Annotated in this window: 18 protein-coding genes; 17 read left to right on the top strand and 1 reads right to left on the bottom strand. The window is 70.3% G+C overall.

Translation table 11 applies throughout. The annotated features are described in order from the left end of the window. Positions 1 to 24 precede the first annotated feature (24 nt). The gene (locus tag HF576_RS09620; RefSeq protein WP_168912572.1) at positions 25 to 1,518 is read right to left on the bottom strand and encodes an NCS2 family permease; all 1,494 of its coding nucleotides are present in this window, start codon (positions 1,516 to 1,518) and stop codon (positions 25 to 27) included. Positions 1,519 to 1,642: 124 nt separating this feature from the next. Here HF576_RS09620 and HF576_RS09615 point away from each other — a divergent pair, with 124 nt between their 5' ends. The 17 genes from HF576_RS09615 to HF576_RS09535 all read left to right on the top strand — a co-directional run bounded on the left by HF576_RS09615 (position 1,643) and on the right by HF576_RS09535 (position 23,730). Further along, positions 1,643 to 3,103, top strand: a complete 1,461-nt coding sequence (locus HF576_RS09615; RefSeq protein ID WP_168912571.1) for a cell division protein PerM — start codon at positions 1,643 to 1,645, stop codon at positions 3,101 to 3,103. A 95-nt stretch (positions 3,104 to 3,198) separates the two neighbouring features. Next, positions 3,199 to 4,245 (top strand): LacI family DNA-binding transcriptional regulator, encoded by a 1,047-nt coding sequence (locus tag HF576_RS09610; RefSeq protein WP_168912570.1) that lies wholly within the window; start codon positions 3,199 to 3,201, stop codon positions 4,243 to 4,245. Positions 4,246 to 4,256: 11 nt separating this feature from the next. Then, complete coding sequence (locus HF576_RS09605; protein WP_168912569.1) at positions 4,257 to 5,543, top strand: extracellular solute-binding protein; 1,287 nt, start codon at positions 4,257 to 4,259, stop codon at positions 5,541 to 5,543. A gap of 1 nt (position 5,544) precedes the next feature. Further along, positions 5,545 to 6,531 carry a carbohydrate ABC transporter permease gene (locus HF576_RS09600; protein WP_168912568.1) on the top strand — a complete coding sequence of 329 codons (987 nt, stop codon included), beginning with the start codon at positions 5,545 to 5,547 and terminating at the stop codon, positions 6,529 to 6,531. Beyond that, on the top strand, positions 6,528 to 7,367 hold the full coding sequence (locus HF576_RS09595; RefSeq protein ID WP_168912567.1) for a carbohydrate ABC transporter permease: 840 nt from the start codon (positions 6,528 to 6,530) through the stop codon (positions 7,365 to 7,367). Before HF576_RS09600 ends, HF576_RS09595 begins: the two co-directional genes overlap by 4 nt. Next, the gene (locus tag HF576_RS09590) at positions 7,364 to 8,446 is read left to right on the top strand and encodes a glycoside hydrolase family 130 protein (protein ID WP_168912566.1); all 1,083 of its coding nucleotides are present in this window, start codon (positions 7,364 to 7,366) and stop codon (positions 8,444 to 8,446) included. Before HF576_RS09595 ends, HF576_RS09590 begins: the two co-directional genes overlap by 4 nt. An 18-nt stretch (positions 8,447 to 8,464) precedes the next feature. Beyond that, a complete protein-coding gene (locus HF576_RS09585; protein WP_168912565.1) occupies positions 8,465 to 10,507 on the top strand; it encodes a hypothetical protein in 2,043 nt (680 codons plus the stop codon). Between the two features lie 122 nt (positions 10,508 to 10,629). Beyond that, positions 10,630 to 11,238, top strand: a complete 609-nt coding sequence (gene purN, locus HF576_RS09580) for a phosphoribosylglycinamide formyltransferase (RefSeq protein WP_168912564.1) — start codon at positions 10,630 to 10,632, stop codon at positions 11,236 to 11,238. A 29-nt stretch (positions 11,239 to 11,267) separates the two neighbouring features. Then, entirely contained in the window at positions 11,268 to 12,872 is a 1,605-nt protein-coding gene (gene purH, locus HF576_RS09575; RefSeq protein WP_168912563.1) for a bifunctional phosphoribosylaminoimidazolecarboxamide formyltransferase/IMP cyclohydrolase, read from the top strand. A gap of 122 nt (positions 12,873 to 12,994) precedes the next feature. Next, the gene (locus tag HF576_RS09570) at positions 12,995 to 13,309 is read left to right on the top strand and encodes a hypothetical protein (RefSeq protein ID WP_168912562.1); all 315 of its coding nucleotides are present in this window, start codon (positions 12,995 to 12,997) and stop codon (positions 13,307 to 13,309) included. Continuing rightward, positions 13,290 to 14,978, top strand: coding sequence for an alpha/beta hydrolase (locus HF576_RS09565; RefSeq protein WP_168912561.1), 1,689 nt, complete (start codon positions 13,290 to 13,292; stop codon positions 14,976 to 14,978). The genes HF576_RS09570 and HF576_RS09565 overlap by 20 nt, the downstream gene beginning before the upstream one ends. Then, entirely contained in the window at positions 14,975 to 15,631 is a 657-nt protein-coding gene (locus HF576_RS20755) for a hypothetical protein (protein ID WP_168912560.1), read from the top strand. The genes HF576_RS09565 and HF576_RS20755 overlap by 4 nt, the downstream gene beginning before the upstream one ends. 67 nt (positions 15,632 to 15,698) lie before the next feature. Then, on the top strand, positions 15,699 to 17,102 hold the full coding sequence (locus HF576_RS09555; protein WP_168912559.1) for an RDD family protein: 1,404 nt from the start codon (positions 15,699 to 15,701) through the stop codon (positions 17,100 to 17,102). 27 nt (positions 17,103 to 17,129) lie between these two features. After that, positions 17,130 to 21,710 carry a type VII secretion EssC family protein gene (locus tag HF576_RS09550; RefSeq protein ID WP_168912558.1) on the top strand — a complete coding sequence of 1,527 codons (4,581 nt, stop codon included), beginning with the start codon at positions 17,130 to 17,132 and terminating at the stop codon, positions 21,708 to 21,710. 120 nt (positions 21,711 to 21,830) lie between these two features. Then, on the top strand, positions 21,831 to 22,118 hold the full coding sequence (locus HF576_RS09545; protein WP_168912552.1) for a WXG100 family type VII secretion target: 288 nt from the start codon (positions 21,831 to 21,833) through the stop codon (positions 22,116 to 22,118). A 90-nt stretch (positions 22,119 to 22,208) separates the two neighbouring features. Then, on the top strand, positions 22,209 to 22,502 hold the full coding sequence (locus HF576_RS09540) for a flagellar protein FlgN (RefSeq protein WP_168912557.1): 294 nt from the start codon (positions 22,209 to 22,211) through the stop codon (positions 22,500 to 22,502). Positions 22,503 to 22,509: 7 nt separating this feature from the next. Next, a complete protein-coding gene (locus HF576_RS09535) occupies positions 22,510 to 23,730 on the top strand; it encodes a hypothetical protein (protein WP_168912556.1) in 1,221 nt (406 codons plus the stop codon). The last annotated feature ends 25 nt before the right edge of the window (positions 23,731 to 23,755 follow it).

Raw genomic sequence — 23,755 nt, 5'->3', positions numbered from 1 at the left:
GCGCCGCCCGAAGGGCGAGGGACCTCAGCCGAGCAGGGCCTCGACCGGGCCGCGCGCGAAGTACAGGACGAAGCCGGCGGCGACGATCCACAGCAATGGGCTGATCTCGCGGGCCTTGCCCGACAGGGATCGCACCACGACCCATGCGATGAACCCCGCGCCGATGCCGTTCGCGATCGAGTAGGTGAGCGGCATCACGGTCACTGCGAGGAAGACCGGCAGCAGGATCGAGAAGTCCGAGAAGTCGATGTAGCGGATCTGCGACATCATCAGCGCGCCCACGATGACCAGCGCCGAGGCGGCGACCTCGGACGGCACGATCGACACGAGCGGGGAGAAGAACATCGCCACGAGGAACAGCGCGCCGGTGATGACGTTCGCGAAGCCCGTGCGCGCGCCCTCGCCGATGCCCGAGCCGGATTCGATGAACACCGTGTTGGACGAGCTCGAGGTGAAACCACCGGCGACCGCGCCGACACCCTCGACGATCAGCGCCGACTTGATCCGCGGGAAGTCGCCCTTGGCGTCGGCGAGGCCCGCCTCCTTCGACAGGCCCGTCATGGTGCCCATCGCGTCGAAGAAGTTCGTGAAGACGAGCGTGAACACGAGCATCAGGGCGGCGAGCACGCCGATGCGCTCGAACGAGCCGAACGAGATCTGGCCGACGAGCGAGAGGTCGGGCACGCTCACGAGCGAGGCGGGCAGCTCGGGCACCGACAGGCCCCAGCCGCCGGGGTTGACCTCGTCGCCGTCGAACTTCGGCCCGATGTTCCAGATCGCCTCGACGATGACCGCCACCACGGTTCCCGAGACGAGCCCGATCAGGATGCCGCCCTTGACCTTGCGCGCCACGAGGATGCCGGTGAGCAGCAGGGTGAAGACGAAGATGAGGGTCGGTACGGTGCCGACCGATCCGTTCACACCGAGGCCGACCGGGGGAGAGGACGCTCCCGTGGCGGTGACGAAGCCGGCGTCGACGAAGCCGATGAAGGCGATGAACAGGCCGATGCCCACCGTGATCGCGAGCTTCAGCTGGATCGGCACCGCGTCGAAGATCATGCGCCGCAGTCCGGTCGCCGCCAGCAGCACGATGATGAGGCCGTTGATCACGACGAGGCCCATCGCCTCGGGCCAGGTCACCTGACCGACGACCGAGACCGCGAGGAACGAGTTGATGCCCAGACCGGCCGCGAACGCGAACGGCAGGCGCGTCACGAGCCCGAAGAGCACTGTCATCACGCCCGCGGTCAGTGCCGTCGTCGCGGCCACCTGACCGAAGCCGAGGCTGTTGCCGTCGACGTCGGCCGCACCCGAGAGGATGATCGGGTTCAGGATGACGATGTAGGCCATCGTCACGAAGGTCACGACGCCGCCGCGCACCTCGGTGCCCACCGTCGACCCGCGCCGGGTGATCTCGAAGAACCGATCGAAGCCGTTCTTGGGTTCCCGCGTCTCGCCGGGATCGGCGGTGTCAGGGGATTCGGGCGTACCGGGCGCGGTGGACGGGGCTGTGCTCATGAATGACCTCCGACGACGACGTTAGCGCCTCGCGCGCGAACCTGGGGATCAGCTGAACGGATGCCGCAGCCACCCGCGCGGTCAGCCCGAAGGCCGCCGCGGGTCGAAGTAGGGTCGATGGCGCATGAATCGCCTCATCGTCGCCCTCCTCGCCACCGTCGACGCCGCCCTCGCGGTGGCCGTCGGCCTCGCGGCGACCCTCGCGCCGTTGACCCTGCTGTGGGTGTTCGGCTTCGGCGGCGCAGCCGACTGGGGTGCCATCTGGCCCGCCGGCGTCACGGTGTGGCAGCTCGGCAACCTGGTGCCGCTCGCGATCGAACTGCCCCCGGAGTACCTCGCCGCGACGGGGATCGACGGGGAGGCGGCATCCTTCGTCCTGTCGCTCTCGCCCCTCGCGTTCGCCGGATTCACCGTCATCTTCGCGGCGCGCTCGGGCGTGCGCGCCTCGCGGGCGGACGCGTGGCTGACCGGCGTCGCCACCGCGACCGTGGTCTTCGCCGCCCTCGCCTCCGGGGCCGCCCTGACCGCGCAGAACCCCATCGCGACCGCTCCGACGTGGCAGGCCGTCCTCGTGCCGACCCTGCTGTTCGCGGTTCCCGCCGTCGTGGCAGCGCTCATCACGGAATGGCGCGAGGCCGGCGGCGGTGCCGTGGCGAGGCTGCGCGACCGTGTCGAGGCGGCGCCGAACGGCTGGGGCGACGTTCCGGGTGTCGTCGTGCGCGGCTCGGCCGTCGTGGTGACGGGGCTCATCGGACTCGGAGCGGCCGTGACCGCGGTCGCCCTCTTCACGCGGGCGGGGCACGTGGTCGCGCTGTTCCAGGCCGGCAACGTCGATGCCGCCGGTGCGGCGGTTCTCACGCTCGTGCAGCTGGCGTACCTTCCGACACTCGCCGTGTGGGGGCTCGCCTTCGTCGCGGGACCGGGCTTCGCCGTAGGCGAGGGCACAGCGGTCTCGCCCGCGGCGACGCAGGTGGGCGTCGTGCCCGGCATCCCGATGCTCGGCGCGGTGCCCGACTCCACCACGTCCTGGCTGCTCCTTCTCGCTCTCGCCCCCGTGGCTCTCGGGGCCTTGGCGGGATGGATCGCCCGCTCCCGCCTCGTCCATGCGGGCGACGGCGGTGCGCCGGCGACGGACGATCCGATCGGTGCGCGACTGGTGGCCGCGGCCGCCATCGCCGTCCTGGCCGCATCCGCGGCGGCTCTCCTCGCGTTCGCCGCAGCCGGCTCGCTCGGGCCGGGCAAGCTCTCGACGTTCGGCCCCGATCCCGGACCCCTCGCCCTCGCCGTTGCTCTCGAGGTGTTCGTCGGTGCCGCGATCCTGCTGCTCTCGCCGCGGGGCCGGCGGTCGAGCCTCGGCGCGTCACGGACGGTCGGCGTCGCGACCGACCTCGAGGCTGCGGACGTCGACGCGCGCCTGAGCGGACTGATCGCGGGTGCTCCTCGCCCCGACGCCGAGGAGCGGCATCCGTCCCCGTTCGTGTCGACGGAGGAGCCCGGCCCGGCGGTCGACGAGGCGCGCGGCGAGCCGGCCCCCTCGTTGGACGAGGCGCGCACCGAGCCGATCGAGCTGCCCCCGCGAGACTGAGGCGCTTCTACCACCTCAGTCTCATGAAGACAAGGGTGTTGCGCGCAGGAGCTAAACCGCTTTAGAGTCTGAACCGGTTTAGTACAGGGAGACTCATGCCACAGCAGCCGCCGACGATCACCGACGTCGCCCGTGAGGCGGGGGTCAGCAAAGGGCTCGTCTCGTTCGCGCTCAACGACCGCCCGGGCGTCTCGGCCGAGACGCGTGCGCGTATCCTCGAGGTTGCGCGCGAGCTCGGCTGGACCCCGAGTCTGCGTGCGCGCTCCCTCAGTACCGGCCGCTCGTTCGCGTGCGGCCTGGTGCTCGGGCGCAGCCCGGACGTCATCGCGGCGGACCCGTTCTTCCACTCGTTCATCGCCGGGCTGGAGGACGAGTTCTCGATGTCGGGCCAGGTGCTCGTGCTCGCGGTCGCGACGCCCGGCCGGCAGGAGTCGGAGACCTACCGCGGACTGGCGGTCGACAAGCGGGTCGACGGCGTGATCGTCACGGACCTGCGCGCCCACGACCCGCGGCTCGAACTGGTCGATCGCCTCGGGCTCGCCGCGGTCACGCTGGGCGTGCCCGACGCCGAGACGCCGTTCTCGTCGGTATCGGTCGACGACGGCGCGGGGATCCATGCCGCTGTCCGCCACCTGTCCGACCTCGGCCACCGTCGCATCGCCCACATCGCAGGACCCGACGGGATGCTGCATGCCCGCACCCGCCGGCAGGCGTTCGAGTCGGCGGCCGCCGAGTTCGGCCTCGTCGCCGCCTCCGTCGAGACGGACTTCAGCGCCGCAGAAGGAGCCGCCGCGACCGGCGCGCTGCTGGACGGCGACGCGCCGCCGACCGCCATCGTGTACTCCAACGACCACATGGCGATCGCGGGCCTCGGCGTGGCGCGCCGGCGCGGACTGTCGGTCCCCGGCGACCTCTCGATCACCGGCTACGACGACACCGAGATCGGCCGCTACGTCAATCCGGCTCTCACCAGCGTCGCCACCGACGCCCGGGAGTGGGGCCGCGTCGCGGCCCGCACGCTCCTCGGCGCCATCGAGGGCCACGACGCGGTGAACGTCCGCCTGAACGAACCCACCCTCACCGTGCGCGAGTCCACCGGACCCGCGCCGACCGACACTCGCGGCGACCGCCGCGACCGATGAAGGAGCACGAGATGCGACGACGCATGATCCTGGCGGCGGGAGCCGTGGCAGGTGTCCTGGCCCTGACGGCCTGCGGCGGCGGTGGTGGCGGCGGTGGCGACGCCGGCATGGACAGCCGCGGCGAGATCACCATCTGGTATTCGAACAACGAGGCCGAGATCGCGTGGGGTGAGCAGATGGTCGAGGCGTGGAACGCCGAGAACCCCGACGAGCAGATCAAGGCACAGGAGATCCCCGCGGGCGCATCGAGCGAAGAGGTGATCGGCGCTGCGATCACCGCCGGAAACGCCCCGTGCCTGATCTTCAACACCTCGCCCGCCGCGGTGCCGGGGTTCCAGAAGCAGGGCGGACTGGTCAACCTGTCGGAGTTCGAGGACGGCGACGACTACATCACCGAGCGGTCAGGAGAAGTCGCCGAGCAGTACCGGTCCGAAGACGGCGGCTTCTACCAGCTGCCGTGGAAGTCCAACCCGGTCATGATCTTCTACAACAAGGACATGTTCGCCCAGGCGGTACTGGACGCCGAGAACCCGCCGCTGGCCACCTACGACGAGTTCCTCGAGACCGCGCGGGCGCTCAAGGCGGCCGGTGTCGCCTCGTATGCGATCAACCCCGCGCCGACGAGCGAGTTCTTCCAGTCCTGGTTCGACTTCTATCCGCTGTACGCCGCGCAGACCGGCGGCACGCTGCTCGTCGAAGACGGCGCGGCCACGTTCGACTCCGAGGACGGGCAGGTTGTCGCGGAGTTCTGGCGCACGCTCTATGAGGAGCAGCTGGCCGGGCAGGAGCAGTACCAGGGCGACGCGTTCGCCGACGGCTACGCCGCGATGGCGATCGTCGGGCCGTGGGCGATCGACGTCTACGGCGAGGACGTGAACTGGGGCGCCGTCCCGGTGCCGACGCAGGAGGGCACCGCCCCCGAGGAGACGTGGACGTTCAGCGACGCCAAGAACGTCGGCCTGTTCACGGCGTGCGACAACAAGGCGACGGCGTGGGATGTGCTCAAGTTCGCCACCAGCGAGGAGCAGGACGGGATCTGGCTCGAAGAGACGGGGCAGATGCCGATGCGTGCGAACCTCACCGAGACGTACGCGGACTACTTCGCGGCGAACCCCGCCTACGAGCAGTTCGGAGACCAGACCTCGCGCACCGTCGAGGTGCCCAACGTGCCGAACTCGGTCGAGATCTGGCAGGTGTTCCGCGACGGCTACTCGGAGTCGGTGATCTTCGGCGAGACGGAGATCGACGCCTTCCTCTCCGACACCGCAGCCGAGGTCGACGAACTGGCGGCGGGCTGACATGAGCGCGACGGTGGCGGGGCCGCCCGGACGGACCGGGGACGACCCGGACCGCGCCGGGTCGGCCGCGCCCGCCGCGGCGCCGGCGCAGCCGGAGCGGCGCACGCGTCGACGGATCCTGGGTGCACAGCCCCTCGGCATCCTGTTCTCGGCGCCGTATCTGGTGTTCGTGATCCTGGTGTTCGCGTGGCCGATCGTCTTCGCGGTGTGGATGTCGTTCCAGGACTACTTCTTCGCCGCACCGGGAGCCGACGTCGAGCGGCCGTTCGTCGGGTTCGAGAACTACGTCGAGGTGCTCACCGATCCGGACGTATGGCAGTCGTTCGGTAACGTCGGCGTCTTCCTGCTGATCAATGTGCCCCTCACCGTCGTGCTGTCGATCGTCCTGGCGACCGCGTTGAACAGCGTCGTGCACGCCCGCACGTTCTTCCGCGTGAGCTACTACGTGCCGTACGTGACGGCGTCGGTCGCGGTCGTCGCGGTGTGGCTGTTCCTCTTCTCGAGCAACGGCCTGGTCAACAACGTCCTCGGTCCGCTCGCCCCGCAGCCGTCCTGGCTCATCAACAGCGCCCTCGCCATGCCGACGATCGCGCTCTTCGTCACGTGGAAGGGCCTCGGGTTCTACATCCTGCTCTACCTCGCGGCGCTGCAGAACGTGCCGAAAGAGCTGTACGAATCGGTCTCGACGGACGGGGGTGGCCGCATCCGGCAGTTCTTCTCGGTCACGGTCCCGGGCGTGCGCCCGGCGACGCTCCTGGTGGTGCTGCTGTCGACGATCACGGGCGCCAACCTCTTCACCGAGCCCTACCTGCTGACCGGCGGCGGCGGCCCGAACGGCGCCTCGACGTCGCCGGTGCTGCTGATCTATCAGCGCGGGATCGAGCAGGGCAACCCCGACGTGGCCGCCGCGATCGGCGTGATCCTGATCCTCTTCGTGCTCGTGATCGCGTGGCTGCAGCGCCGGTTCGTGGGAGGTGACGAGACATGAGGCGCGCACTCGGAAGCAAGGTCGCGCTCTACGTGGTGTTGAGCCTGGGCGCGCTGGCGTTCCTGTTCCCCTTCTACTACATGGTGATCGGGTCGCTGCAGACCGACGTCGACACGACCGTGGCCGGCGCGTTCCCCGACCCTTCCAACCTCACGCTGGACAACTACGTCGCGATCAACGAGCGGATCAACCTGTTCCAGGGGCTGCTCAACTCGGGGATCTTCACCGGGGGCGTGCTGCTCGGAACCGTCGTGTTCGGCGTCCTCGCCGGCTACGCGCTCGCGGTCCTGCAGTGGCGAGGGCGCAGCGCGACGTTCGCGCTCGCGCTGCTGGTGCAGGTCGTGCCGTTCCAGCTGCTCATGATCCCGCTGTACGTGCTGATCGCACGGGACTACGGACTGTCCGACACGTACGTCGGCATGATCGTGCCGTTCTTCATCAACTCGACGGCTGTCGTGATCTTCCGGCAGTACTTCCTGCAGCTCCCGCAGGATCTGTTCTCAGCGGCCCGCATCGACGGTGCGGGGGAGTTCCGGCTGCTGTGGAGCGTCGCCCTGCCCCTCGTTCGTCCGGCGCTGCTGACCGCCGTGCTGCTGACCTTCATCGGGCCGTGGAACGAGTTCCTGTGGCCGTTCCTCATCACCAAGGAGGCATCGATGCAGCCGCTCGCCGTCTCGCTGGCGAACTTCATCTCGAACATCGCCGCCTCCACCGCCAACCCGTTCGGCGCCATGATGGCCGGCGCCGTCGTGCTGGCGATCCCGGCGGTGACCCTGTTCATCGTCTTCCAGCGGTATTTCACCAGCAACGACCTCGGATCCGGAGTGAAAGGATGACCATGCCCGGAACAACCCCCTCGATCCCGTACCGGCTGACCCGGATGGGCGTCGTGATGACGCCGCAGCCCGGCGATCCGAACGAAGCCGAGGGCGTGCTCAATCCCGCCTCCGGGCGGGGTCCGGACGGCGAGCTGTACCTGCTGCCGCGCCTCGTCGCCGAGGGGAACGTCTCGCGCGTGGGGCTCGCGCGCGTCGTCGTCGAAGACGGCGTCCCGGTGGCTGTCGAGCGCGAGGGCGTGGTGCTCGAGCCCGACCGCGGCTGGGAGCGCGGCGCCGGCAACGCCGGTGTCGAGGACCCGCGCACGACCTGGATCGACGCGCTGAGCCTGCACGTCATGACCTACGTCGCCTATGGGCCGCTCGGACCGCGCACGGCGATCGCCGTGTCGGACGACCTGCGCGAGTGGCGGCGTCTGGGACCGGCACTGTTCCGGTACCAGGACGAGCTCGACATGGACCTGAACCTCTTCCACAACAAGGACACGGTGTTCTTCCCCGAGCCCGTGACGGCCCCGGACGGCACCGAGGCACTGGCGGTGCTGCACCGGCCCATGTGGGATCTCAGCGAGACCAAGCCCGGGCAGGGCGTCCGTCTGCCCGCAGGGATCGAGGACCCGCGCCAATCCATCTGGATCAGCTACGTGCCGCTCGCGGCGGTGCACGAGGACCTCTCGAACCTCGTCCTGTGGGAGCAGCATCGGTTCGTGGCCGGCCCCGAGTATCCGTTCGAGGACGTCAAGATCGGCGGTGGCCCGCCGCCGCTGCGGGTGCCCGAAGGCTGGCTCGTGCTGCATCACGGGGTGACCGGTGTCATCGACAATGCGTTCGCGCAGCAGCAGCGCGTCAACTACGCCGCGGGCGCCCTCCTGCTGGATGCCGCCGATCCGTCCCGCGTGATCGCACGCACCCCCGAGCCGCTGCTCGCGCCCGAGACCGAGGACGAGCGCAGCGGCATCGTCCCCAACGTCGTCTTCCCGACGGCGATCGAAGAGGTCGACGGCCGCCTGTTCGTCTTCTACGGCATGGCCGATTCCAAGATCGGCGTCGCGCTCCTGGAGCGCACCGACGCCGGCTGAGAAAGGATCGAGAATCCCATGAACACGCACGCACGACGGGGTGCACGCGTGATGGCGGCGTCCGCCGCCGTCGCACTCGCGTCGGCGCTCGCGGTGGCCGCGCCCGCCGCCGCAGCGCCTGTACACGCGCAGTCGCCGGCTGCGGCATCCGTCGCCCCGCTGACGGAGCTCGCGCATCTCGAGTTCCTTCTCGACGAGGCGACGCCCCCGGCGGATGTGCCGGGGCACACGACCTACCGCCTCGATGCGGAGCCGTCGCTCGTGATGCCGTGGACATACGCCGACGCGCGACCCGGTGGCACATTCGAGCGGGTCGGCGGCGGTCCGCTCGACCCGGCGACCGGTCACTGGGGGCAGGGCGCCTACAACGCCGACGACATCTCGCGCGCCGCCGTCGTGTACCTGCGGCACTGGCAGCAGACGGATGCCGAGACGAGCCGTGACACCGCGTACGAGCTGCTGCGCAGCCTCGCCTACCTGCAGACGGCCGACGGGCCGAACGCCGGCAACGTCGTGCTGTGGATGCAGCCCGACGGCACGTTGAACCCGTCGGCCGAGCCGGTCGAGCTGCCCGACCCGTCGGATTCCGGGCCGAGCTATTGGCTCGCGCGGACGGTGTGGGCCTTCGGCGAGGGCTATGCGGCCTTCCAGGACGCCGACCCCGAGTTCGCCGCCTTCCTCGAAGACCGCCTGGGGCTCGCCGTCGCGGCGATCGACCGGCAGGTGCTGTCGCGGTACGGCGAGTGGGCGGAATCGGACGGCATGCGCGTGCCGGCGTGGCTGATCGTGGACGGGGCGGATGCCTCGGCCGAGGCCGTGCTCGGACTCGCGGCGCGCGTGCGCGCCATGCCGGACGACGCCGCCGCGGCCGACGCTCTGCGCAAGCTGGCAGAGGGGATCGCCGCCATGTCGGCCGGCGACGTGGGCTCGTGGCCGTACGGTGCGGTGCTGCCCTGGGCGCAGTCGCGCAGCATGTGGCACGGATGGGGCTCGCAGATGCCGGCGGCACTGGCGGCGGCATCCGTCGTCCTCGAGGACCCGGCGCTCGCCGAACCAGCGGCGCGCGACGCGGCGCTGTTCACGACGACGCTGCTGACCGCGGGAGGCCCCGACAACGGATGGTTCCCGACGCCTGCCGATCGCGTGCAGATCGCATACGGTGCGGACTCGCGCGTGCAGTCGCTGGTCGCGGTGGCCGACGCGACGGGCTCGACCGGGTTCGCCGACCTCGCTGCCATGCAGGCGGCATGGTTCTTCGGCGCCAACCCGGCCGGCACGCCGATGTACGACCCCGCCACCGGCGTGACGTTCGACGGCATCCAGCCGGACGGCGGCGTCAACCGCAACAGCGGAGCCGAGAGCACGATCCACGGACTGCTCACGATGCTGGCGCTGGACGCGCGGCCCGACCTCGCTGTGCGCGCCACGACGATCGCGACGGTGTCGGCGCGCGACGGGCTGAGCCTGGTCGAGGCGGAATCCTCGGTCGACACCACGGGCGTCGTGTCGGCACCCGTGCCGTGGACGGGCGAGTCGCTCTGGTCGGGCGGTGCGCTCACCCTGACCGCGGGCACGCACGCCGTGTTCGACCTCGGCGCCGCTTCGGTGGATCGCTCGATCGAGCCGGTGGTGTGGTCGGAGCCCGGTGCCGAGAGCTCGTCGACGTGGCGCACCGGACACCGCCCGCTCGGAGACCTCGACATCGTCGGCCCGGACCAGGGGATCTCGCCGAGCCCGGGCGTGCTGCTGCCGCATTCCGTCGAGCGCGATGTGCCCGCCGGTGCGACGACCGTGCGGGTCGACGCGGTCGGCGGCTCCCTGATGCTCGACGCGCTCATCGTTCGGCCCGCCGTGTCACGCCTGGTGCTCAGCGGCGAGGGCAGCACCGAGCTGGTGCACTCGACGATCGACCGGCCGCAGCCGGTGCGCATCGGGGAGTCGCCGACGCCGCTGTCGGTGCGCGTCTACGACGCGTCGGGCGCGCTGGTCCGCGAGCGCGGCATGCAGGGTGGCGGCACGATCGTGCTTCCCGCGGGAGGGTTCGCGATCGCGCAGTCCTGAAGACGCCGCACCCGGCTGCCGGGGGGCCTGGCCGGGTGCGGTCGGGAGGACGGATGCCTCGGACCGAGGCATCCGTCCTCCCGCGCGCAGGGCGGCGCGCGCGCCCCGGCTAGACTGACCGGGTGCTCTCGGTCGCCGTTCTCATCTCGGGCACAGGGTCGAATCTGCGAGCCCTGCTCGACGCGGCCGCCGACCCCGATTACCCCGCTCGCGTCGTCGTCGTCGGCGCGGACCGCGAAGCCGAGGGCTTCGCGCATGCCGAGGAGTACGGCATCCCCACGTTCATGGTCCCGTACGCGCAGTTCGAAAGCCGTGAGGAGTGGGGCGCCGAGCTCGGTGCCCAGCTCGCCGTGTGGCAGCCCGACCTGGTCGTGCTGAGCGGACTCATGAGGCTCCTGCCCGCCGCGCTCGTCGACGAGTGGTCGCCGCGCATCATCAACACCCATCCGGCCTACCTGCCCGAGTTCCCGGGCGCGCACGGCGTCCGCGACGCGCTCGCCGCCGGCGTCGACCAGACCGGAGCCAGCGTCATCCTGGTCGACACCGGGGTCGACAGCGGCCCGATCCTCGCTCAGGAGCGCGTGCCCGTGCTCGCCGGCGACGACGAGCACACCCTGCACGAACGCATCAAGCCCGTGGAGCGGCGACTGCTGATCGACGTCGTGCGCCGCATCGCGACCGGCGACCTCGACCTCGCCGCGCAGGCCGCCTCCCGCGCCCCCGCACCCTGACTTCGTCCCCAGCACCGAGGAGATCCGCCATGGCCGGACCGAGCCACGACCCCGCCCTGTACCGCACCCGCGACGTCGTGCCCGTCCGTCGTGCGCTCGTCTCGGTCAGCGACAAGACCGACCTGCTGAAGCTCGCCGAGGCGCTGGTCGCCGCAGACGTCGAGATCGTCTCGACCGGGTCGACGGCAGCGACCATCCGCGACGCCGGGTTCGCCGTCACCGACGTCGCGAGCGTCACGGGGTTCCCCGAGTCGCTCGACGGTCGCGTGAAGACGCTGCACCCGAGCGTCCACGCCGGGCTGCTGGCCGATCTGCGACTGGAGGACCACGAGCGGCAGCTCGCCGACCTCGACATCGAGCCGTTCGAACTGGTCGTGGTCAACCTCTACCCGTTCGTCGAGACCGTGCGCTCGGGCGCCCAGGGCGACGACGTCGTCGAGCAGATCGACATCGGCGGCCCCGCCATGGTGCGCGCATCGGCGAAGAACTACGCCAACGTCGCCATCGTCGTCTCGCCGTCGTCCTACCCGGCGGTCATCGAGTCGCTCGGCACCGGCGGCACGAGCCTCGTGCAGCGCCGCGAACTCGCCGCGCGCGCCTTCGCGCACACCGCCGAGTACGACCGTGCCGTGGCGACCTGGTTCTCGGAGGGCACGCTCACCGAAGAGGACCTGCCGGCCCACCTCACCATCAAGGCCGAGCGGCTCGCGACGCTGCGCTACGGCGAGAACGCCCACCAGCGCGCCGCGATCTACACGCGCAACGGCGGTCACGGCATCGCCCAGGCCACCCAGCTACAGGGCAAGGAGATGTCCTACAACAACTACGTCGACGCCGACGCCGCCCTGCGCGCCGCGTTCGACATGGTCAAGCCCGCCGTGGCGATCATCAAGCACGCGAACCCGTGCGGCATCGCCGTCACGGCGCCCCACGCCCTCGACCCCATCGCCAGCGCCCACCTGCGTGCTCACGAGTGCGACCCCGTCTCGGCGTTCGGCGGCGTGATCGCAGCCAACCGCACCGTCACGCTCAAGATGGCCGAGAACCTGCGCGACATCTTCACCGAGGTGATCGTGGCGCCCGACTTCGAGCCCGAGGCGCTCGAGGTCTTCCGCCTCAAGAAGAATCTGCGCATCCTGAAGCTGCCCGCCGACTGGCAGCAGGAGCGCATGGACGTGCGGCTGGTGTCGGGCGGACTCCTCCTTCAGGACGCCGACCGGTTCCCCGACGACATCGAATCCGTCGCGAAGGACTGGCAGCTGGTGTCGGGCGAGCGTCCCGCCGACGAGGAGATGACGAACCTCATCTTCGCGTGGAAGTCCTGCCGTGCCGTCAAGTCCAACGCCATCGTGCTGGCAAAGGGCTCGGCCACGGTCGGGATCGGCATGGGCCAGGTCAACCGCGTCGACTCCTGCCGGCTGGCCGTGGAGCGGGCGGGCGACCGCGTGGCCGGCTCGGTTGCGGCATCCGACGCCTTCTTCCCCTTCGCCGACGGACCGCAGGTGCTTCTCGACGCCGGCGTCTCGGCGATCGTGCAGCCCGGCGGCTCGGTGCGCGACGACGAGGTCATCGCGGCCGCGCAGGCTGCCGGCGTCACGATGTTCTTCACCGGCGAGCGCCACTTCTTCCACTGAGACCCGCACACCTGCGGGTGCGACGTGCGACCGGGCATGGGGAATGCTCCCCATCGTGGTCGTCCGCGTCGCGTGGATAGCATGATGCGACTGGTCGTGAACGCGGGGGACGGGGCGCAGCAGTGGGTGACGTCGAAATCGACCGCTACGCGCTCGAGAGCGCAAAGCTGGTGCTCGATCAGGCGCTCTTGAACTACCGCGCCAAGGCCGAGGACGCGTGGCGTCGAGACACGGGGATCGGTGATCCGTGCGGCCGCACCCTGCTGCGCGTGATGGTCGAGAATGCTGTCGGCGCCGCCCTGATGCGTGTGACCGCAGAGGACGCCGACGCGATCGTGGTGAGCGCGCAGCTGCTCGACATCCTCGATTCGTTCACCGAGCTGGACGTCTCATTGAGCGCGGATTGGGATCGGGACTATGTCGCTGACCTCGCCTGAGCTGGGGGTGCCGCTCGAGCGCATCGACTACGACGAGGGTGGAATCGAGGCCCTCTCCGATGCCCTCCGCGACCTCGCCGAGGACGGACGAGACGCGGGTGTCGTCCTGCGCAACATCGACGGCGGACTGGAAGGCCGAGGCGAGGCGATCAGGTCCGTCCAATCGGACGCCGGCGATGTCGCCGGTCGCATCACTCCGACGACGCAGATGGTCGACCGCATCGCGGCGGCGCTGAAATCGTACGGCGAGGCGGTCGCCCAGCACGGGCGCGTCGCGAACGATCTGATAGACGACATCGAAGCCGCTCACGCGGCGGTGGAGTCGGCCGAGGCGTCGGCCGCCACGGCCGACGGCGAGATGGGCGGATTGAGCGACGACGCGACGTCGCGTGAGGTCGCTCTCGCCGAAGAGGCCGCCGCGGACGCGGAGGACGCTCTCGCCCGTCGGCGCACCGAGCTGTCCGACCTGTGGGAGCAGTGGGAGGCCGCGTACCGCGGCTGGGACGCCGCGTATGACGCCGCTCTGGCGGCCATGGCGAACATCGACCACGCCTATGTGCCGGCGAGCCTCCGGGCATCCGTCACGGCGCTCACGAGCGCCGACTCACCCGCCGAGGTCGCGGCGATCTGGGCCGGTCTGACCGATGACGAGCGTGCCGATCTGCTGAGCACACGCCCTGAGCTCGTCGGCAACCTCGAAGGTGTGCCGTACCCGGTGCGGTTCGAGGCGAACCGCCTCACCTACGCGGACACCATGGCGGGCGCACCGTACGGGGAGCCGCTCGACAGTCAACTGCTGCAGCTCGGGATCGAGATGGACTCGAACGACGGCGAATTGCTGATGTTCCACCCGTTCGAGCAGCCGCAGGCCACCGGTGCCGTCGTCTACGGCGTCACCCGCGACGCCGAGGGCAACGTCGTCGACCCGTTCGAAGGCGTGACCAACGTCAACGTGCTCGTCGGCGGGATGTTCTCCGGGCTCGGTGACCTCGAAGCCTGGGGCGGCAGCGCGCGCGAGCTCAACAGGTACGCCGAAGCATACGGCGCGGACGGCACAGGCTCGATCACGATCGCGTGGTACGGCTACGACTCGCCCAATCTGCTCACCGAGGCCACGATGGGAAGCGCGACCGAGGGCGCGGCGCGCCTCAGCGAGACCCTGAGGGGACTCGATCACGGGGTGTCGTCGTCGGTGACGACGTCGGTCATCGGGCATTCCTACGGCAGCACCACGGCATTTCTGGCTGTCGGCGGCAGCTCGTCCGACCTGGGCGTCGATCGCTTGATCGCCGTCGGGTCGGCCGGCGTCCCCGACGGCTACCACGCCTCGTGGACCGGGGACGAGCCGATGGATTACTCCGGCGTCGAGATCTTCGCCTCCCGGGCTCCCGGCGACGGCGTCGCCCGCTTCGGCGAGTGGAGCTCGTTCGGGCACGGCACCGACCCCGAGTCGATCGACGGCGCCACGAGCTTCGAGAGCGACGGCGGTACGGCGCCGTCGCTGGAGGGTACGCCCGAGCCGGTCGTCGGAACGCCGGGCCACGCCAGCCACGACGGCGGCAACTCGTTCTGGGGCTGGTGGGAGGAGGACAACGGGTACCTTTCGCGGGACTCCGAGTCGTTCCGTAACATTGCCAACATCGTTGCCAACGGAGAGGTGCTGCAGTGAGCAGAGGTGGAGCGCGGGCCAAGCGCCGCGCGACATCCGCGCTCGCGGTGGCGATGCTGTTCGCGGTGTCGATCCTGACGGGATGCGGAGGTGGCCCGGTGGTCAAGCCCACAGGTGACGAGCTGTTTGCACAGGCCGAAGAGGTGTACTTCGAGTACCGCGAGGCGGTCAACGGTGTGCTGGCGGTGATCTCTGACGGCCCGTGGGAGGTGGATGGAAGCAGCGCCTACGGGATGGTTCCCTCCAGCGCCGGATGCGGGGACGGGTGGAACTTCAGCCTCGCCCGCTCGACGAAGGTCGACCCGGCCGCGCAGGATCAGATGCGGCAGGACGTCGCCGACCATCTCACCGACGCGGGCTATGAGGTCGAGGGGATGGACCTCGGCTCGGGTGAGATCACCTCGAGTGACGTCATCGTCCGGGAGCAGGCGCCTTTCTCGCTCCTCACCGTGACGTTCGTCGACAACGGCAACGTCCTGGTCGTCGCCGACACCGCGTGCCACCCCGGCGACCACTTCGAACTCAATGACATGCTGTTCGGGGACGCCCAGCTGGCCAAGGGCTACCTTCCGCAGCAGGAGTCGCCGTCCGATCCGCTGTTCTTCGGCATCACACCGGGCGATCCGCAGTTCCTGCCCTCGCCCGCGCCGTGACCCGCCTCGACCGGCCGCTGTCGCGAGCCAGGTTAGGGTCGATGCGGAGTTTGCATCAGGAGGACCGGTGATCTGGGAGATTGACGAGGCGTCTCATCGTGTCGAGGGCCTCGACGAGAACGGCCGCGCCCGGCCGGAGTACGCCGCCTCGCTCGGGCTCGTACCGGCGCCGTTCGGCCGCCGCGCGCTCGCTGCGACCATCGAGGCCGCGGTATATGTCGTGCTGCAACTGCCGATGCTCTTCGGAGTCCTGCCCGGCCTGATCGCCCTCGCGACGGCGCCCAGCGGGACGGTGCTGGGCGGCGGCGACCTCGTGCTGATCGTCGTGCTCGCGGCCGTCTCCACTGTGCTCAGCACGGCGTTCGTCATCACCCAGCTCACGCTGCACGGACGCCGGGGAGTGACCCTGGGCAAGGCCATCGCCGGGATCCGCTCGGTCAACGTCCGTACGCTCGAGCGACCCGGGTTCTGGCGCGGGGCGGTCGTGCGTGCCCTGGTGCTGTGGGCGAGCTTCGCGGTCCCGCTGATCGGTCCGCTCCTGGTCATCGCGCTGTCGCCGTTCTTCGATGGCGAGCAGCGCGGGCGCGGGTGGCCCGACCTTGCCGGCGCCACGTGGTTCGTCGACGTCCGCAACGGGCTCAACCCCTACGACGCCAAGCGCATGCGGATCGCCCGCAAGACCGTCGCCACCGACCTCGCGGATGTGCGCAGCGAGCTGCCGTCGCTCGCGACACCCGCGGACGAGCGCGGCACGACGGCCTACATTCCCACGTCGCGCAGCAGCGGGGGAGTTCTGGGCGCCGCCCGGGGCGAAGGCGCGCCGGCCGACGAGAGCGCCGCCTACGCCCCTGCCACGGTCGCTCCGACTGCAGCTCCTGTGACGCCACAGGGTCCCACGGCATCCGCTCCCGTCGCGTCGTCCGCACCGCAGAGCCCTCCGGTCGTCCCGCCGGCGACCGCCGGTGGAGGCTCGGCGTGGGTTCCACCGCGGTTGCTCCCGGATCAGGAGGCGGATGCCGCAGCCCCGGCGGCTGCGGCCGCTCCGGCTGCTCAGGCGCCGGCTCCCGCGCGGCGCGTTGCGGCTCCGGCATCCGCTCCCGCGTCCTCGCGAGCGTCGACCCCGCAGGCGGCATCGGCGGCACCGGCGATCGTCCTGACCCTCGACAACGGCGAGGAGGTCCGCGTCGAAGGTCCCGGCATCCTGATCGGCCGGGATCCGGCGCTGATCCCGGGCGGTCCGGCACTCGCCCTGGGCGCGATCACCGACCCGACGAAGTCGGTGTCGAAGACGCATCTCGCGATCATGCGGTCGGGCACGGCGGTCGTCGTGATCGACCTCGGGTCGACCAACGGCAGCGCGCTGCTGCGCGACGGATCCGAGCGGACGCTCGGCCCCCACGAACAGGTGGCGCTGCGCTCCGGCGATACGATTCGCCTCGGAGACCGCCACGCACGCATCCGGATCGGCTGAGGCCGGGATGGGCACGAGGACAGGTAGATGAGACTCAAACTCACGCTCCAGCGTCGCGACGAGAAGCACACCGACATCGTCGTCACCTCCGACACGACGGCGACGGTGCAGGACGTCGCCCGCCGTATCGTCGAGGCGGACCCCGCCCGGGACGTCGTCGCCTCCGCGCAGGATGTGCTCACCCTCCGCGTTGCGCCGCCGACCTCGTCGGCGTTCCAGCTGCTCGAGCCCGACATGCTCATCAGCGATGCCCCGGTCGGCTCCGGCTTCGTCGCCTCGGTGGTCAACCTCGGTGCGGACTACGTCTCGTCCCGGCGTGCCGGCGCGCCGGCCGCAGCGATCCTCTACGCGGTCGCGGGGCCCTTCGCGGGCCGCGAGTTCCAGTTGCCGCGCGGCCACTTCACGATCGGCCGGGCCGCGGGCAACGACATCGTGCTGGATGACCCGCTCATCTCCAAACGTCACGCCCGCATCGAGGTCGGCGCGACTGTCGAGCTCGTCGACCTCAACTCGGCGAACGGCATCGTCGTCGACGGCGGCCTCGTGCAGCGCCTGCGGGTGATCCCCGGCCAGCGATTCGCCCTCGGTGACACCGAGCTCGTCGTCCACATGGTGCAGGACTACGCTCCCGCCGATCCGGATCCGGTGCTCGAGCGCGGCGGCACGCTGCTGTTCAACCGCAGCCCGCGCGTCGAGCCGCGGTACGTCGGCGAGGAGCTGGCCGAGCCGCGGATGCCGAAGGATCCGGTCAGCCGCCTGTTCCCGTGGCCGATGCTGGTCGCGCCGATCATCCTCGGCGTCTCGATCTTCGCGATGACCGGACGCCCCAACTCGCTGTTGGTGGTGCTGCTGTCGCCGCTGATGCTGCTCGGCAACTTCATCTCGCAGCGCACGCAGGTGGGGCAGCGGGCCAAGAAGGAGGCGGAGGTCTTCGAGCGTACGTTCGAGGAGCTCGAAGAAACGCTGTACCGCGAGCGGCCCCGGGAGCGCGAGGTGCGCAACGCCGAGGTGCCGCCGGTCGCCGTGGTGTTCGAGCAGGCCATGCGGCTCGGTCCGATGCTGTGGACCCGTCGTCCCGAGCACTGGAACTTCCTGTCGGTTCGTCTCGGCACCGCCGAGGCGCCGTCGCGTACGACGGTGAAGCAGTCCGACAACCCGGACGCGCTGCAGGAGTTCGTGGACCGGGTCGACCGCCTGCGCGAGCGGTACCGCATGATCGACGGCGTCCCGGTGCTCGAGTCGCTGCAGAGCGTGGGCGTCATCGGCGTCGCCGGCTCGCCGCGCGAGGCGGCGGACGCCCTGCGCGGACTCAGCGTGCAGCTGTTCGGCCTGCACTCGCCCAACGAGCTCGTCGCGGTCGCGCTCACCGAGCCGCAGTGGGCGCGGCAGCTCGAATGGCTCAAGTGGCTGCCCCACACCACGAGCGAGCGCAGCCCGTTCCGCGACATGCCGCTGTCGGACTCGGCCTCCACCGGCGCCGCCCTGCTGTCGGGGCTCGAGGAGCTCATCATGCGGCGGTCCAAGGCGGCGTCATCTCCACGCCTGCCGCTCGACGACGACTGGGATCCGATGCGCTACGGCACGGACGTGCGCCGAGCCGCCGAGGACGCGACCTTCCCCGGTCAGACCGCCGTGCTGGTGATCGTGACCTCCGACGCGCCGGTGGACCGCGCACGGCTCACGCAGGTGCTCGAGCGGGGCGCCGACGTCGGTGTCTACGGGATCTTCGTGGCCCCCGTCGTCGAGGCGCTGCCGGCCGTGTGCCGCAGCTTCGTGGACGTGTCGGGCGGCCTCGAATCCGCCCGCGCGGGCACCGTGCGCAGCGGCGTCGAATTCCCCGCGACGGTCGTGGAGGGCGTCTCGAACGAGCTCATGACGGTGCTGGCCAAGCGCCTCGCGCCGGTCGCCGACTCCAGCACCGTGATCGAGGACTCGTCCGACATCCCCAACTCGGTGATGTTCCTCTCGCTCGTGGGCACCGAGATGGCGGCCGACCCGTCGTTCGCGATCGAGCGCTGGCGCGAGAACAACACGATCCTCGACCGCTCCGGCGCCGCCCTCCCGCGGCTCAAGAAGGCCGGGACGCTGCGCGCGATCGTCGGTCAGGGTGCCACGGATGCCATGGCCCTCGACCTGCGGACGCAGGGCCCGCACGCCCTTGTCGGCGGCACGACGGGCGCCGGCAAGTCGGAGTTCCTGCAGGCGTGGGTGCTCGGCATGGCGGCGGCGCACAGCCCCGACCGCGTGACGTTCCTGTTCGTCGACTACAAGGGCGGCTCGGCGTTCGCGGACTGCGTCGGACTGCCGCACACCGTCGGCCTGGTGACCGACCTGAGCCCCCACCTCGTCCGTCGAGCGCTCACGAGCCTGCGCGCCGAGCTGCACTACCGCGAGCACCTGTTCAACCGCAAGAAGGCCAAGGACCTGCTCGAGCTCGAGAAGCGACGCGACCCCGACACGCCCCCCGCCCTCGTGCTGGTCATCGACGAGTTCGCCGCTCTGGCGGGCGAGGTGCCCGAGTTCGTGGACGGCGTCGTCGACATCGCGCAGCGAGGCCGGTCCCTCGGCATCCACCTCATCATGGCGACCCAGCGGCCCGCGGGCGTCATCAAAGACAACCTGCGCGCCAACACCAACCTGCGTGTCGCGCTGCGCATGGCCGACGAGTCCGACTCGAAGGACGTGGTGGACGACCCGGTCGCCGCGAGTTTCGATCCCGGCATCCCCGGCCGCGGCATCGCCAAGACCGGCCCGGGTCGCCTGGTCCCGTTCCAGTCCGCCTACGCCGGCGGCTGGAGCAGTGACGAGCCGGTCGTCGCCGACGTGAGCGTGGCCGAGCTGCGGTTCGGCTCGGTGCAGCGGTGGGAGCTGGAAGACAAGGGAGAGGATGCTGCGCACGACGTGGATCCCGGCCCCAACGACCAGAAGCGGATCGTGGCGACCCTGATCGCTGCGGCAGAGCAGGCCCGGATCCCGGCACCCCGGCGGCCGTGGCTGGACGACCTCGAGACGACGGTCGACATCCGCGCGCTCTCGGCGGGTCGCTCCGGGTCGATCCTGCTCGGCAAGAGCGACATCCCCGAGCGCCAGCTGCAGGAGGCGGTCTACTTCGAGCCCGATCGCGACGGATCGCTGCTGGTCTACGGCACGAGCGGGTCGGGCAAGTCCACCGTGCTGCGCACCGTGGCGATCTCGGCGGCGATGGGCCGCCGCGCCGAGAACGTCGCCGTGTACGGCCTCGACTTCGGCTCGGGATCGCTCAAGAGCCTCGAGGTCCTGCCGCACGTCGGCTCGATCATCCCCGGCGATGACGCCGAGCGCGTGCAGCGCATCATGCGCTCGCTCGCACGCGTGCTGGACGACCGCGGCAAGCGGTTCAGCGCCGCCAACGCCTCGAGCGTCGCGGAGTACCGCGAGCTGACCGGCCGTGATGAGGCGCGCATCATCCTGCTCCTGGACGGACTGCCGCAGTTCCGTGCCGAGTGGGAGTCCACCACGGCCCGGATGCCCTTCTATCAGGCGTTCATGCGGATCCTCGGCGAGGGTCGTCCGTTGGGCGTGCATGTCGTCGCGACGGCCGACCGCTCCGGCTCGGTGCCGACCGCGGTCAGCTCCAACGTGTCGCGCCGCGTCATCCTGCGCCTCTCGGACGAGAACGCGTACTCGCTGCTGAACGCGCCGAAGGACGTCCTCGACGAGCGCTCGGCACCCGGTCGCGCCATCGTCGACGGATTCGAGACCCAGATCGCCGTGCTCGGCGGCACGCCGAACGTGGCGGAGCAGACCAAGCTGCTCGGCCAGTGGGCGGAGGAGCTCCGCTTGCTGGGCGCTCGCGAGGTCGACGAGATCGGGTCGTTGCCCACCCGCCTGGCCTGGGGCACGCTGCCCGACCGCATCGGCGAGTTCCCGGTGCTCGGCGTCGCGGAGGACACGCTCGCGCCGCGCGACTTCGACCCCGTCGGCACGTTCGTCGTGGCTGGGCCGCCGCAGTCGGGCAAGACCACCGCGATGAAGGCGCTGATCACCTCGATGGTGCGCTTCGACCCCAAGGTGCGCCTTTTCCACCTGGGCGGGCGCCGCTCGCAGCTCAAGGATTTCGCCCCGTGGATGCGCAGCGCCACGACAGTGGACGACGCCAAGGAACTCGCCACAGAGCTCGCCGAACTGGTCACCGACGAGACCATCGGCGCTCGCCTGCTCATCGTCATCGAGGATGTGCCGCAGTTCGCGGATTCGCCGGCCGAGCGCCCGCTCAAGGCACTCCTGCAGGCGGTGAACCGCAGCGACCACCTGCTGATCGGCGACGCCGACGTGACCCAGGTCACCAGCGGGTTCGGCCTCATCGGCGACTTCAAGGGCGGACGGAAGGGCATCATCCTCAAGCCCGACGCCTTCGATGGCGACGCGGTCTTCAAGGTGCCGTTCCCCAAGGTCAAGCGCGCCGACTTCCCGGAGGGCCGAGGGATCTTCGTGCAAGCGGGCCGGCAGGTCACGGTGCAGATGCCCCTCGTCGAGGACGGCACACTGCCGGTCGCGCGGGCGGCTGCGACGCCTGCCGCTGCGGCCTCCAACGCCGACGCCGCGCCGGTCGACGTTCCCAGCGCATGAGGCGCAGGTCCACGTTGCGCGGGCATGGGGAATGGTCCCCATCGCCGGGTGCGATGGGCTCGCGTTAGGTTTCTGGTGTCGGCCCGGGGTGGGTCGTGTTTCTGAGTGAGGGAGTTGACGATGGCCGATTTCGGTGCTTCGTATGGCGAGATGGAGCAGGTGGCGTCGTCGCTGTCGCAGGCTCGTGATGACATCCAGGGTCAGCTGGACACGCTGAAGAGCCAGGTGGACACGCTGCTGGGTGAGGACTTCAAGACGCAGCACGCGTCGGGCAAGTTCGGTGAGGGTTACTCCGAGCTGACGACGGGTCTGAAGGGTGCTGTGGATGGCATCAACGACATGTCCGAGTCGCTGCTGGGCATGATGCGCGCGATCCAGGACCTGGACCAGCAGCTCGCCGGCGGCTGAGCACGCGCGGAGCGCGAGGGCGGCACGAAGCCGCCCTCGCGCTCGCTGGGTGACCATCAACAAGGCATGACCGGGGAGTGAGGACACGAGGTGGGAGTCAAGGTCAACTACGACGACCTCGGCGGACTGAGCACGCAGCTGAAGAGCATCATCGATGAGTTCGAGCACGCGGGCAGTCGTCGACGGGACTTGGAGGATGCCGTCGATCGGCCGTACGACCTGGGTGATCTGAAGGATGCCGCCCACGAGTTCGAGGGGCGCTGGGACGATCGCCGCAAGCGACTGATGGACAGCTGCAAGGGCCTCGCCGAGCACGTCGACAGTGTGATCAAGGCGTTCAAGGACTTCGACGAAGAAGCCGGCAACCAGACCGGCGAGAGATGAGCGGACGATGAGCGTTACTCCATACATGCCGTCGCAGACGCCGGGCGGCCAGCACCTCATCGAGCACCTGCGCGGTGACGCGGGCGACGTCCAGACCCGCGGCCAGCAGATCGTGGACCTGGGCACGGACATGTCCCAGGCGTGGTCCCTCATCCAGCGGCTCGTCCAGGACGGCGCCGACATGGAGGGGCACGCGATCGACAAGCTCCGCGAGGTGGCGGGCAAGGTGAGCGGCGACCTGTCGAAGGCGGCCGAGCTCTACGATGCCGTCGGACCTCACATCCTCACGTACGGCCAGGAGCTCGAGACTTCCAAGACCGCGATCGACCCGATCGTCGACGATCTCATCGAGTTGTGGGCCGCCTATTACTCGCTCAGCCGGGAGGCCGACACCGCGGAGGGCGCCGTCCCGCGGGAGCCCGACGACGACGCCGATGCGGACGAGCAGTCCGCGTACGACACGGCGAACGCGAGCGCCGTCGAGAAGCGCGGGCTCGCCGACAGCAAGAAGGACGAGTGGGACACCCGTGCCGGCGAGTACGACACGGAGTGGGACAGCTGGTACACCGCCTTCGACACCGCTGCCAGGAACATCAAGGAGGGGTTCAGCGGCAAGATTGAGGACTCGTGGAAGGACGACATGCGCGGCGCGCTGGAGTTCCTCTCCAACGTCCTCGCGATCGCCGGCATCGTGCTCGCCGTCCTCGCGATCGTGATCGGCGGGCCGATCATCGCGGCGCTCGCCGCGATCGTCGCGGTCGCCACGCTCGTCGTCGCCCTCACCCGCAAGCTGGCGTTCAACGACGGCAGCTGGGTCGACGTCGCGTTCGGCGTCATCGGCGTGATCCCCTTCATCGGGCCTGCCGCGCGCGGTCTGCGCGGCCTCGGCGCCCCTGGCGGCTGGCGCGCTCTCGGCACCGCATTCGGCGACGATGCCGCCCGTCTGTTCGGTGTCGGAGCGACCGGTGTCGACGACTGGCTGTCCGGCCTGAATCGCCTGCAGGGCGCTGGATTCGGAGCGAAGGCGGTGGACTTCACGACCGGTCTGCTGACCGGCAACAACATGGCGCACTGGGCGGACCCCGCTGTCATGACCGGCGGCCTCAACGTCCTCGAGGGCGTCGGCGGCATCTGGGCCACCCAGCTCGGCATCGCCGGCTGGATCAAGGACACCGCGGGGGGCGCGTTCCCGGGTTCGTTCGACCCCGATCAGAACCCGTTCTCTTGACGTGGTTCCGGCACGACCGCCAGGT

Origin of the sequence: Microbacterium salsuginis, from assembly GCF_012524205.1 — a bacterium.
GTDB classification, from domain to species: domain Bacteria; phylum Actinomycetota; class Actinomycetes; order Actinomycetales; family Microbacteriaceae; genus Microbacterium; species Microbacterium salsuginis.
This window is presented reverse-complemented; position numbering and strand designations above follow the sequence as displayed.